General features: G+C 74.9%; 9 protein-coding genes. 5 read left to right on the forward strand and 4 right to left on the reverse strand.

Going from position 1 to position 12,837, the window contains the following annotated elements; translation table 11 throughout:
- Positions 1–130: 130 nt before the first annotated feature.
- Together ACZ6R6_RS33900 and ACZ6R6_RS33905 are read right to left on the reverse strand one after the other, a co-directional pair.
- Complete coding sequence (locus tag ACZ6R6_RS33900) at positions 131–937, reverse strand: MMPL family transporter (protein ID WP_470100311.1); 807 nt, start codon at positions 935–937, stop codon at positions 131–133.
- A 249-nt stretch (positions 938–1,186) separates the two neighbouring features.
- Positions 1,187–2,320, reverse strand: a complete 1,134-nt coding sequence (locus ACZ6R6_RS33905) for an alkaline phosphatase PhoX (protein ID WP_470100313.1) — start codon at positions 2,318–2,320, stop codon at positions 1,187–1,189.
- 197 nt (positions 2,321–2,517) lie between these two features.
- Between ACZ6R6_RS33905 and ACZ6R6_RS33910 the strand changes: the two genes are divergently transcribed.
- A complete protein-coding gene (locus ACZ6R6_RS33910; RefSeq protein ID WP_470100314.1) occupies positions 2,518–5,721 on the forward strand; it encodes a KAP family P-loop NTPase fold protein in 3,204 nt (1,067 codons plus the stop codon).
- A 116-nt stretch (positions 5,722–5,837) separates the two neighbouring features.
- Here ACZ6R6_RS33910 and ACZ6R6_RS33915 read toward each other — a convergent pair whose 3' ends face one another.
- Entirely contained in the window at positions 5,838–6,305 is a 468-nt protein-coding gene (locus ACZ6R6_RS33915; RefSeq protein ID WP_451933024.1) for a Dps family protein, read from the reverse strand.
- Between the two features lie 113 nt (positions 6,306–6,418).
- Between ACZ6R6_RS33915 and ACZ6R6_RS33920 the strand changes: the two genes are divergently transcribed.
- From ACZ6R6_RS33920 to mmuM, 4 genes are all read left to right on the forward strand, one after another.
- Positions 6,419–7,156 (forward strand): MerR family transcriptional regulator, encoded by a 738-nt coding sequence (locus ACZ6R6_RS33920; protein WP_470100317.1) that lies wholly within the window; start codon positions 6,419–6,421, stop codon positions 7,154–7,156.
- Complete coding sequence (locus ACZ6R6_RS33925; protein ID WP_470100319.1) at positions 7,153–9,489, forward strand: VIT domain-containing protein; 2,337 nt, start codon at positions 7,153–7,155, stop codon at positions 9,487–9,489. Before ACZ6R6_RS33920 ends, ACZ6R6_RS33925 begins: the two co-directional genes overlap by 4 nt.
- A gap of 72 nt (positions 9,490–9,561) precedes the next feature.
- Positions 9,562–11,193, forward strand: a complete 1,632-nt coding sequence (locus ACZ6R6_RS33930) for a DUF885 domain-containing protein (protein ID WP_470100321.1) — start codon at positions 9,562–9,564, stop codon at positions 11,191–11,193.
- Between the two features lie 180 nt (positions 11,194–11,373).
- Entirely contained in the window at positions 11,374–12,246 is an 873-nt protein-coding gene (gene mmuM / locus ACZ6R6_RS33935; RefSeq protein WP_470100323.1) for a homocysteine S-methyltransferase, read from the forward strand.
- Positions 12,247–12,434: 188 nt separating this feature from the next.
- On the opposite strand, the gene ACZ6R6_RS33940 is transcribed toward mmuM, so the two are convergent.
- Positions 12,435–12,752: an L-rhamnose mutarotase gene (locus ACZ6R6_RS33940; RefSeq protein WP_470100325.1), complete on the reverse strand. Its 318-nt coding sequence runs from the start codon at positions 12,750–12,752 to the stop codon at positions 12,435–12,437.
- Positions 12,753–12,837: the final 85 nt, after the last annotated feature.

Consider the following 12,837-nt stretch of genomic DNA (forward strand, 5'->3'; position numbering starts at 1 on the left):
GACGGGAATCCGCCCGCACCGGCCCGGTGACGGTCCGCGTCCGGCGTCCCGGATCAGTCGGACAGGCCCAGGCGGGCGTGGAGGCGGCGCAGCGGGGCCGGCGCCCACCGGTCGGCGGGGCCGGCCAGCCTCACGAACGCCGGCACGAGGATCGCCCGGATGACCGTGTCGTCCACGAGGATGGCCACGGCCATGCCGACGCTCCGAACGGCGCCCGCACCGCCCTGACCTGCTCGACGAGGCGGACCGGGTCCTCCTCCACCAGCTCGGCCGAGGGCACCGCCGACAGCGTCGCCACGCCGCCGTAGACGACGGCGTAGGCGAAGGAGCGCAGGAAGTCGAACGGCAGCGCCAGCAGCACCGCGACGGAGGCGGCGACGCCACTGAAGATCACCGTACGGCCGGCCCGCGCCACGCTGCGCGCGACGGCCTCGTGGAGATCGTGGCCCCGTCCCGCCTCCTCCCGGAGCCGGGAGATCACGAACAGCGAGTAGTCGATGCCGAGACCGACCCCCATGGCGAGGGTGAAGTTCAGCGCGAAGGTGGAGATGTCGGCGAACAGCAGCACCCCGCGCAGCGGGGCGAGCGTGGTCACCATGGCGAACACGCCCACCAGGATCGGCAGCAGGGCGGCGACCGCGCGGCGCAGGAACAGCCAGAGCAGCGCGAAGGCGAGCGGGAAGATCACCGTCTCGGCCCGGACGAAGTCCTGCCTGGCCTGCGGGACGGTCTGCCGGAGCACCTCCTCGCCGCCGCCGGACCTGACCGAGATCGCCTCGTTGCCCCGGGTGAGCCTGGGCGCCAGCTCCGGCAGGATCCGCGCGCGGACGGTGTCGGCGTCGCCGGAGACGCGGGCCATGACCAGCGCGCGGCGGCCGTCCTCGCTGCGCAGGGTCGCCGGCCGGCCCCGCGTCCAGTAGGAGGCCGCCTCGGCCACCCCGCCGGAGGCGGCCAGCTCCCGCGTCAGGGCCTGCCCGGCGGCGGCGACCGCGGGGGTCGACGTCGCCGCTCCTGGCGGTGACCAGGAGGATCAGGTCCACGCTGCCGGTGCCGAACCGCTCGGCGAGCGCGGCCGGCCGGACGGGTGATCTTCGACCGCGCCTCCGCCCGGCCGTACGAGGAGCGGTCCCGCACCGGGCCGCGCTGCGCGAGGAGCTGACGGAGGTGGTCCGGGACGCCGCGCGGCTCAGCGGCGGAACGGACCGCTGACCTCGTAGGTGACGCCGCCGGTCCCGGCGGCGTCACCGCGGGCCCCGCGCTGGGAGGAGAAGTAGAGGCGGCTGCCGTCCGGGGAGAAGGCGGGGCCGGTGATCTCCGACCTGGGCTGGCCGTCGACCCGGAGGAACGGGACGACCACCCGGCCGGGGGTGATCAGGTTGATCTCCATGTCGCCGCCGTCCTCGGCGACGTAGAGGTCACCGCCGGGGGTGCCGGTGATGTTGTCCACGCCGTTCAGCGGGGCGTCGGCGTCGTAGACGATCTCCAGGCGCTCGTTCTCCGCGTCGTAGCCCCACACCCGGTTGTCGCCCTTGGTGGTGAAGAAGCAGACGCCGTCGGCGTAGTGGCAGCCCTCTCCCCCGGCGAAGTGCCTGGCCGCGTCGACCTGGTGGCGGGTCGCCTCCAGCGGCGCGGCCGGGTTGGGCACCCGCCGCCAGGTCACCGCCCCGGTGCCGGAGGGGGCGCACAGCACCTCCAGCAGGCCCGAGGTCAGGTCACCCCAGTGGGCCGGCCGGAACCGGTAGAAGCAGCCGTCCGGCTCGTCCTCGGTCAGGTAGACGACCTGCCGGTCCGGGTCGCAGGCGGTCGCCTCGTGCTTGAACCTGCCCATGGCCAGGCGCGGCATCGCGGGGCGCGAGCCGTACGGGTCGCACTCGAAGACCCGCCCGCGCAGGATCTCCTCGCACGACAGCCAGGTGTTCCACGGGGTGCGGCCGCCGGCGCAGTTGAGGTTGGTGCCCGACAGGATCCGGTAGGCGCCGCGGACGGCCCCACCGGGCCCGAACCTGATCGCCGTGGCGCCGCCGAGCAGCGGGATCTCGGAATTGGACACGTAGATCCAGCCGTCGTCGTCGGGGAAGCACGCGCCGCCGTCGGGCGCCGGGTGCCAGAGCACCCCGCCGACCCGGTGGCCGGTGCGGGCCACGACCCTGCTGGTGAACCCGGCCGGCAGCGCGACCCCGTTGGCGTCGGGCGGGCCGGGCGGGCCGTAGGGGCCACGGGAGCGCAGCGGGGTGGCGCGCGCGGCCCGCTGCCAGAGCGATCCGGCCAGGGCCGACCCGGCGGCCAGACCTCCGGTGCGGACCAGCGTACGGCGGAGCATGACGCCTCCTCGTTGCCTTACGGTACGCGCCCAGTCGATCGAATTCACATGAACGGGGTGACCGCCCCGGCCCAAACTTTCCGGAAACCCGGGGGCAAGCGTTCCCCAAAACCGGTCGCCCTATCGCCAAGATCCGCATGCGGCGGCGCCCGGCCGTCCAGAGTGGGGCACACATCGCCGTCAGGACGGGAGCACCGTTGAGCGAGGGACTGGCCTCCGCGCATCCGACCTTCGAGACCGCGCCCCGGGTGGGTGCCCGCAGGGCCCTGGTCTTCCTCGACCCCTCTCCGGACGCCCCGCCCGGCCCGGCCCGCACCGCCCCGCCGGACGTGCGCCTGGCCGGCGCGCTGCGCGCCGAGGGCTTCGCCGTCGACTCCGAGCGCGGCCGGGGGGCGCACGCCGACGGCGAGCGGGTGTGGGAGTTCCTGCGGTCGGCGCAGGAGCGCGACCTGCTGGTCGTCCGCCTCCCCGGCGACAACGGCTGGACCTCCGGGCAGCTCGGGTCGATGATCGGCGCGTTCGGCCGGCAGGTCGGCGAGTCGTCGGCGGCCGCCGTACTGCTGATCGTGGACTTCGGCTGGAGCGCCCTGGAGGGCTCCGCCGCACCGGTCCGGCAGCTCGCCGTGGCGGGCGAGCCCCGGGTGGCCGCGGCGGCGCTCACCCTGACCCTGAGGCTCGACGAGAGGCTCCACGGGCCCGCGCAGAGCCTGACCGGCGTCCTCGCCGACGGCCTGACCACCCGGGCCGCCGACCTGGACGGCGACGGGATGATCACCATCGGCGACCTGCACGCCTACGCGCTGCGCCGCTACGAGAGCGTCTCCGCCGCCCGCACCCCCATTCTGATCGCCTACGGCGACGTCACGGACGTCGCGGTGACCCAGGCCCGGGACCTGTCCGCCCGCCCGCCCGCCGCCTTCGCGCGCGTGCTGGCCCGGCTCGGCGATCCCACGCCCCCGGCCTCGGGCACCGAGATCGTCCGGCGGGTCTACGAGCTCCAGCTGAGCGAGCCGGCCAGGGAGCTGCTGCGCAAGGCCTCCCTCCTGGAGGAGGGCGAGTCGATCGACGATCTCCTCGGCGACGCCACCGAGCTCAGGAACTGGGGGCTGCTCGGCGAGACGACCACGTTCGTCCATCCGGCCGTGCGGGACTTCGCCTACTCGCGGCTGTCGGCGGCCGAGCGCGCCCGGACCTGCGCGGTGCTGCGCCGGCTGCGGGCCGGGCGGCGCCCCGTGCAGCCGCGGGCCAGGCTCACCGCCGACCGGTGGACCACCCAGGACCAGCTCGGGCACCTGGTCTACGCCGAGGCCATCGCCGCGTTCGTCCGCCACCCCGAGACGCGGCCCCCGCTCACGATCGGCGTCAAGGGGCCGTGGGGCACCGGAAAGACCTCCCTGATGCGGATGATCCAGGACCTGCTGGACCCCGGGGCCGCCGGAGACCGCCCTGCCGAGATCCACCTGCCCGGCTCCCGCGGGGAGCGGGCCCTGACCAACTCCGAGGTGCTGGCCCGGGCCCGGCGGCGGCCCCGGGAGAGCGCCGGACGGGCCGAGCCGGGCACCCTGCCGGTGCGCCGGGCGGACTGGCGGCCGACGGTCTGGTTCAACCCGTGGATGTACCAGAACGGCGAGCAGGTATGGGCCGGGCTCGCCCACGAGATCATCAGCCAGGTCACCCGGCGGCTGCCGCGCGCGGAACGGGAGCGGTTCTGGCTGGAGCTCAACCTGGCCAGGATCGACCGGGAGGCGGTCCGCCGGCGCGCCTACCACCTGGCGGCGACCCGGCTGATCCTGCCGGCCCTCGCCCTGGGCGCCACCCTGGTCCTCACCGGCGCCTTCCTGGCGGGCGCGACCCTGCTGCCCGCCGTCGCCGCCCTGCTGCGGGACGCCGCCGCCGCCGTCGGCACGGCCGGCCCGCTGGCCGTGGTGGGAGCCGGCGCCGTACGGCTGGCGAGGTTCCTGCGGGAGTCGGCCGACACCGCCTTCCAGGGGCTGGTCCGCCAGCCCGACCTGCTCTCCCCCGGCACGGCGGAGGGAGCCGTCGCCGAGGCCGTGATCAACCCCGGCTACCGCTCCAGGACGGGCTTCCTCCACCTGGTCCAGACCGACATGCGGCAGGTGCTCGATCTGATCGCCACCGAGGAGCGGCCGCTGGTGGTGTTCGTCGACGACCTGGACCGGTGCTCGCCGGGGACGGTGGCGCAGGTCATCGAGGCGATCAACCTGTTCCTCGCCGGCGAGTTCCCGAACTGCGTGTTCGTGCTGGCCATGGAGCCGGAGGTGGTGGCCGCACACGTGGAGGCCGCCTATCCGGAGCTGGTGGAGACGATGCCGGACGACGGGCGCTCCGGGCTGGGCTGGCGGTTCCTGGAGAAGATCGTGCAGCTGCCGCTGAGCGTGCCGCTGCTGGACGACGCCGACCGGCTGCCCGGCTTCGTGCGGGCGCTGCTGGGCATGCCCGGGATCTCCGGCACCGGCGGGGGCCCCGGGACGGACGCTCCCGGCGGTCCCGGCGGGACGGGCGACGGCGCGGACGCTCGCGGCGAGGCCGCCGGGGAGGCGGCGCAGCGGCACGGCCGGCCGCCGGGCGGGGCCGGGACGGGGCCGGGCGAGAGCGGACCACGGCCCTACGGCGGCGGGCCGGAGGCGCCGGCACGGGGGACCACGCCGGGGTCGCGGCCCTGCCGGGAGGCGCCGGAGGCACAGGCGCCCGGGACCGCGCCCGGGGCGGGGCTCCGCGGGAGGGTGCCGGAGTCGCGCAAGCCGCTCGACGTGCCGCTCGCCCTGCCCAGGACACGTCCGGTGGAGCCGGCGGACCCGGCGCTGGTGAGCCGGCTGGAGGATGCGATCTGGGGGCTGCGGCCGACGGCCGCGGATCTGGACGAGGCGGCGCGGCGGGCTCAGGAGATCCTGGGCGTGGAGACGCTGGACGCCATCGGCGGGCTGGCCTCGGCGACGCGCGAGGCGGCCGACCGGGTCTTCGACGACCTCTACAGCGACGAGAACGCCTACCGGGCGATCGAGTCCGTGCTGCCGGTCGTGACGTTCTTCAACCCGCGCGAGATCAAGCGCTATGTGAACGTCTTCCGCTTCTACTCCTTCCTCGTCTACCGGCGCACGCTGGCCGGCGCGGCGCCCGCCTCCGACGGTGAGGTGGCCAAGCTCGCGGCGCTGACCATCCACTGGCCGCACCTGCTGTCACCGCTGGTGCGGGAGATCGACGGGGTGAGCGTGCTGCGGCGGCTCGAACGCGCCGCGGACGACGACCGGAGCTGGGAACGGGCCGTCCGCGAGGCGGGACTGGCCGGGCCGGACGCCCCGGGCCCCACCCACCTGGACACCCTGCGCGGCCTGCTCTCCTGCCCCCACCCCATCGCCGACCTGGCCCGCCACCTCCTCTGAGGGAGCGGCCTCAGATCTCCGGCTCCTCGCCCGCCCGCGGCGGGGCGGCGGCCGTGACCGGGCGTCGCCGCCGGTGACCGGCCCCGCCGGGACCGGTCACCGGCGTGACGGGCCGGCTAGCGCTGGGCCTCGATCATCCAGTGGTGCTTCTCCAGGTCCTGGGTGATCTCGATGAGGATGTCCTGGGTCACCGGGTCGGGCTCGTCGGTGGCCTCGACGCGCTCGCGCATCCGGCGGACGATGGATCCGAGGATGTCCGTCATCGCGGCGACGACCTTGCCGTCGTTGATGTAGCCCGGCTCCAGCTGCTGCACCTCGGTCGTGTTGGCGAGCGTGGAGGAGCGGCCGTCGGGGTTGCATCCGAGGGCCACCGCGCGCTCGGCGACGGTGTCCGCGTGCTCCCTGGCCGCCGCGACGATCTCGTCCAGCTGCAGGTGCAGCGAGCGGAAGTTGTGGCCGATCACGTTCCAGTGAGCCTGCTTGGTCAGGAGCGACAGGTCGAGCAGGTCGACGAGCGCGCCCTGGAGCGCGGCGGCGACGACCTTCTTGTCATCGGGATTGAGCGGGCTGGTGATCGCGGACATGGGATGTCCTCCCCCTGTTTCGATATCAGTTTCCCTTTTGGTACGAAACGTCCCTACCCTGCCCCGCGCTCCTTATGTTGACACTGTCATAGTGACAGTGTCACTATCGAGACATGGAATGGACCATCGGTGAACTGGCTGAGCGGGCCTCCGCGGCGCTGACCCCCACCGCCCAGCTCAACGGGCGGGTCAGAGACGTGCCCAACGAGCGCCTCATCCGGTGGTATTCCACGATCGGCCTGCTCGACCCGCCGTCGGCCCGCCGCGGCCGCGTCGCCATGTACGGCCGGCGTCACCTGCTCCAGCTCATCGCCGTCAAGCGGCGCCAGGCCGAAGGCCGGACCATCGCCGAGATCCAGGCCGAGCTCACCGGGGCCACCGATCAGGTCCTGGAGTCGATCGCCCGCCTCCCCGAGCCCCCCGCCGAGCCGGCCGTCCCCAGGACCGCGCGGCCGCGCTTCTGGGCCGGGCCGCCGGCGCCGGCCGCCGCGGCCGCGCCTCCCCCGACCGTCCCGGCCGCGCCTCCCCCGGCGGTCCCGGCGGCCCCGGCCTCGGCACCCTCCCGTCCGGCCGCGCCGCCGGCCCGGGCGACGGCCACCGGCGCCCGGCCGCCCGCGGCATCCGCTCTGTCCACTCCGTCCACTCCGACCGCCCCATCCGCCCTATCCGCCCCGACCGCCGCGATCGTCCACGGCGTACGGCTGGCGGCCGGAGTGACGCTGCTGCTCGACGGCGGCGGCCGCGCCCCCTCACCCGACGACCTCGCCGAGATCGGCACCGCGTCCGAGGCGCTCCTGTCGATCCTGCGTGAACACGACCTCGCCCCTCCCGAAGGGAAGAAGCTGCCATGATTACCTCGATCGCGACGCTGCCGCCGGAGGAGTGCGAGCCGGTCCCGGACGCCGGGCTCGGAACGCTCGTCACCGAGCGCGGCAACCTGCCGCTGGAGAGCGTGGACGTCACCGCCGCCGTGTCCGGCCTGATCGCCGGGGTGGAGGTGGTCCAGGGCTTCCGCAACCCGCACGACGTGGCGCTGGAGGCGACCTACGTCTTCCCGCTGCCCGACCGGGCCGCCGTGACCGCCTTCAGGATGGAGGCAGACGGGCGGGTCATCGAGGGGACCCTCAAGGAGCGAGGCCAGGCCAGGGCCGACTACGACCAGGCGGTCGCCGAGGGCAGGCGGGCCGCGATCGCCGAGGAGGACCGGCCCGACGTCTTCACCATCAGGGTCGGCAACATCGTGCCGGGCGAGCGGGTCACCGTACACCTCACCCTCAACCAGCCGCTCCCCTACGAGGACGGCGCGGCCACCTTCCGCTTCCCGCTGGTCGTCGCGCCCCGTTACATCCCCGGCACCCCGCTCGACGGCGGCCAGGCCGGCGACGGCTGGGCCCCCGACACCGACGCGGTCCCGGACGCCTCCCGGATCACGCCTCCGGTGCTGCTGCCTGGCTTCCCCAACCCGGTACGGCTCTCGCTCGCGGTCTCCGTCGACCCGGCCGGGCTGGAGCTGCGCGAGCTCCGCTCCAGCCTGCACGTGGTCCAGGAGGAGGGGAGCACCGTCCGCCTCCAGCCGGGCGAGCGGCTGGACCGCGACTTCATCCTGCGCCTGTCCTTCGACGCCTCCACCTCACTGGCGCTGGTCCCCGACGACGGCGAGGGCGACGCCGACGGTGACGGCACGTTCTCGCTGACCGTCGTCCCCGATCCGGCACCCGCCACGGCCACCGCCAAGGACGTCGTGCTGGTGCTGGACCGCTCGGGCAGCATGACCGGCTGGAAGATGGTCGCCGCCCGGCGCGCCGCCGCGCGGATCGTCGACACGCTCACCCGCGGCGACCGGTTCGCGGTGCTCTCCTTCGACACCGTGGTGGAGCGGCCCGAGGGGCTCGGCGAGGGGCTGTCGGAGGCCTCCGACCGCAACCGCTACCGGGCGGTGGAGCACCTGGCCCGGCTGGAGGCGCGCGGCGGCACCGAGATGCTGGCCCCGCTGGAGCAGGCCGTCGCACTGCTCGCCGGCGCAGGCGGGGACCGGGTCCTGGTGCTCGTCACCGACGGGCAGGTCGGCAACGAGGACCAGATCCTGGAGCGGGTCGGCGCCCGGCTGGCCGGGGTGCGGGTGCACACGGTCGGCATCGACCGGGCGGTCAACGCCGGATTCCTCGGCAGACTGGCCGGGCTGGGCTCGGGCCGGTGCGAGCTGGTGGAGTCGGAGGACCGCCTGGACGAGGCGATGGAGCACATCCACCGCAGGATCGGCGCCCCGCTGGTCACCGATCTGTCCCTCAAGGCCGACGGGCTCGAGCTGGTCCCCGGCACGGTCAGCCACCTCGGCTCGATCTACCCGGGCGTGCCGCTCACCGTCCTGGGCCGCTACCGGCGCCCGCGCGACGGGGCGCTGACCGTGCACGGCGTGGACGGAGCCGTCCAGCCGTGGGAGCGGCGGGTCGCCGGGGTCCGCACGGACAGCCCCGCGACCCGCGCGATCTGGGCGCGGGCCCGGCTGCGCGCCCTGGAGGACCGTTACGCCGCCGGCGACCACTCGCTGGAAGGGGAGATCGTCGAGATCTCGCTCGAATACGGCGTGCTCTGCCGCTTCACCGCGTTCGTCGCGGTCGACAGCAAGGTGGTCGCCGAGGGCGGGCCGGGGCACCGCGTCATCCAGCCGGTGGAGCTGCCCAGCGGCTGGCAGAGCCCGGCCGTGGCGGCGGCGCCGATGATGATGACCGCGATGGCCCCGCCCCAGCCCGGCGCGCCCGCCGGACCGTCCGCACTCGCGGCCCCCGGCGCGGCGCCGAAGTTCGCGGCCGGCGGGATGGGCGGTGCGCCGCGGGGCGTGGCGGCCGGCGGTTCCGCCCCGCGCGCCAGGATGGCGCCGCCCCGTCCCGCGCCGGTGGCGGCACCCGCCGCGGCCAGGGAGCTGCCCCGGGCCGAGCTCGGCGAGGAGCTGCGGCGGCTGCGCGCCGCCGAGTCCCTCGGCGCCGCCGACCGGCTGCGCTACCTCCAGGACCTGGGCAGCAGGCTGGCGGCGCTGGCCGTCTACCTGGGCGGTCACGCGGAGCTCGAAGCCCTGGCCAGGGACCTGCAGTCCGGCACGGACGTGGACGCGCTGTGGCACCGGGCCGTCGACGGGCTGGAGGCGCTGAGCCGCTCCGGGGGGCGCCGCCCGTTCTGGAAGAGATGAACCGTGACCGAAGTCGTCAAATCGTGTCGATCATCCAGTGACTCCCCAGGTCAGGTCGGCTAAAGTGCCGGGATGACCAGCCCGATCTTCGCCCTTTGCGATGAATATGTCACCCGTTCGGCGGCGCTCGACCCGGTCGGCGCCGGGGCGAGCGGCATCGACGTCGAATTCGCCCCGGCCACCGACTACGGCCCGGACGGCATCGCCGCCCGGGCCGCCCTGATCAGCGAGACGCTGGGCAGGCTCACCCCCCTGCGCCCGCAGGGCGAGGCGGATGTGCGGGCCGCGGCGCACCTGCGGGAGCGCCTCGAGGCCGAGCTCGCCTGGTACGAGATCGGCGAGCCGTTCCGCGCGGTGCAGGCCCCGTTCGGACTGATCACCGACCTGCGCGACAGCGTGGACCTGCTGCCGCACGGCAGCGACGACGAGTGGCGTAACGTGGCGGCCCGGCTCGCGGCCATCCCCGAGATGCTGGAGGGCTGGCGGGCGAGCCTGGCGGCCGGCCTCGCCCAGGGCATGTCGGCGGCCCGCCGCCAGGCGCTGGAGCTGGCCGTGCAGACCGAGCTCTTCGCGAGCGACGGCACGCACCGGGCGTTCGTGACGAGCTACGGCGACGGCCCGGTCCGGGAGGAGCTGGAGCGGGGCGCGGCGGCCGCGCACGCCGCCTACGCCGAGGCCACCCGCTACCTGCGGGAGGAATACGCCCCCCGCGCGGCGGAGGACGACCCGGTGGGCGCCGAGCGCTACGCGGTGGGCGCCCGGCTCAACCTGGGCGCCGACATCGACCTGGTGGAGGCCTACGAGTGGGGCTGGGCCGAGCTGTCGCGCATCGAGGCCGAGCTGTCGGCCGAGGCGCAGCGGGTGCGGCCGGGCGCCTCGGTGGAGGAGGCGACCACGGTCCTCAACGAGACGCAGTACGTCGACGGCCTGGACGCCTACCGGGGCTGGCTGCAGGAGCGGCACGACCAGGCGGTCGAGCAGTTGCACGGCACCCACTTCGACATCGCCGAGCCGCTGCGCCGGGTGGACGTCACCCTCGCCCTGGGCTCGACCTCGGGCGCGGCCTACTACACCTCGCCCAGCGAGGATCTGTCGCGACCGGGCCGCACCTGGTGGCCGGTGGGCGGTGACCGGGGCCGGTTCGAGACCTGGAGCGAGCTGACCACGGTCTTCCACGAGGGCGTGCCCGGCCACCACCTCCAGCTCGGGGCCACCCGCGTGGCCGGGGACAGCCTGTCGCGCTTCGGCAAGAACTCCTGGGTGAGCGGGCATGGCGAGGGCTGGGCGCTCTACGCCGAGCGGCTGGCCGACGAACTGGGCTGGTTCACCGAGCCGGGCACCCGGCTGGGCATGCTCGGCGCGTCGGCGCTGCGGGCCGCCCGCGTGGTCATCGACATCGGCGTCCACCTGGACCTGCCGCTCCCCGACGGCTCGAAGTGGACCTTCGAGCGGGCCTGCGAGGTGCTGCGCGACCAGGGCCGGTGCGAGCCGCACCGGGTCCACGCCGAGGTGGTCCGCTACTTCGGCTGGCCGGGCCAGGCGCCCTCCTACAAGCTGGGCGAGCGCGCCTGGCTGGCCGCCCGCGAGGAGGCCAGGCAGCGCCTGGGCGCGGACTTCGACCTGCGCCGCTGGCACACCTCGGCCCTGGAGCTCGGCCCGGTGGGCCTGTCCGGCCTGGCCGAGGCGCTGCGCCGGATCGGCTGAGCCCCGGCCCGGGTTCCCGCCCCGGCCGGCCCTCCGGCCGGGGCGGCGGCCGGGGCCACGGTGGCGGCACGGAGGCGCGGGGCAGGGGGGCGGCGCGGGGGCACGGGGGCCGGTGGTGCGGGAGCCCGTGGAGATCGCCGGCGAGCCGGAACGCCGACAGGAGTGACATAAAGTAGCGAAATGGTAATTCTGGACGGCGGACTGGCCACACATCTTGAGGCGCTCGGCGCCGACCTGCGGGACGAGCTCTGGTCGGCCAAGCTCCTGATGGAGAACCCCTCGGTGATCAGGCAGGCGCATCTCGACTACTTCGCCGCCGGAGCCGAGGTGGCGACCACCGCGAGTTACCAGGCGAGCATCCCGGCGTTCATGCGCCGGGGGCTGAGCGCGGCCGAGGCCGAGGAGCTGATCCTGCTGTCGGTACGGCTGGCCGCCGAGGCCAGGGACTCCCACGGCACCGGCACGGTGGCCGCCAGCGTCGGGCCCTACGGGGCCTACCTGGCCAACGGCGCCGAATACACCGGCGACTACGACCTCGACGAGGACGGCCTCGCCGACTGGCACCGCGACCGCTGGCACATCCTGGCCGGCAGCGGGGCCGACCTGCTGGCCTGCGAGACCATCCCGTCCTACGCCGAGGCCAGAGCGCTGGCCCGGCTGCTGGCCGAGACGCCCGGGACCCGGGCCTGGGTGAGCTTCTCCTGCCGCGACGGCGAGCACATCAGCGACGGCACCCCGCTCAAGGAGGCCGCCGCGCTGTTCACCGGCGACCGGCAGGTGATCGCCGTCGGCGTCAACTGCACGGCCCCGCGCCACATCCCCAGCCTCATCGGCCGGATCGAGGGCAAGCCGGTGATGGTCTACCCCAACTCCGGCGAGACGTGGGACGCTGTGGACCGCCGCTGGCTGGGGCTGGCCGATCCGGTCGAGTTCGGCGCGGCGGCGGCCGAATGGCACGCCGCGGGTTCCGCCTTCGTCGGCGGCTGCTGCCGCACCACCCCCGAGCACATCCGCCAGATCCGCGTCCACCTGGCAGGGTCGCCCACCGCCTGAAAGCCCGGCCCGGCCTCCGGCGGCAGAGCCGCACCCGGACACGGGGCCGCCTGTCCGGTGCGAGGCCGCTCCAGTCTCCGGTCGCGCCCGCGACGGCGGATCCGCGGCCGGAGGGCGGGAGCCGCCCACCCGTGGCAGGGCCGCCGGGCCTTCCGGCGGTGGATCCGCGAAGGCGGCGCGGGGGCCGGTCAGTCGAGATGGAACACCTCGGCGAGCGGCACCATGCCCTCGTCGGGGCGGTCCCCCAGGTCCTCGAAGGACGGCGCCATCTGCGCCTGCCGGCGCGCGTTGACCCCGGTCTCGGCCATCCCGGCCAGGGCGGCCTCGAAATCGTCGGTCTCCAGGTAGCCGACGAGGAGCCCGTCGTCCCGCACGAAGAGCGGGTAGTTGTGCCAGCCGGTGGCCCCCAGGGCGTCGAGCATCTCCGGCCACACTGCGGCGTGGCGCTCGCGGTATTCGTCCAGACGGTCCGGCCGCACCTTGAGCAGGAAGCAGACGCGCTTCACGAGGACCTCACTTAAAAACGTTTTAATAAAACCGCTGGCGAAGCTACGTGGGACGCGCCCCACTGTCGTCGCCCGGACGCGCCCG

This window comes from Streptosporangium sp. NPDC048886 (assembly GCF_055586905.1).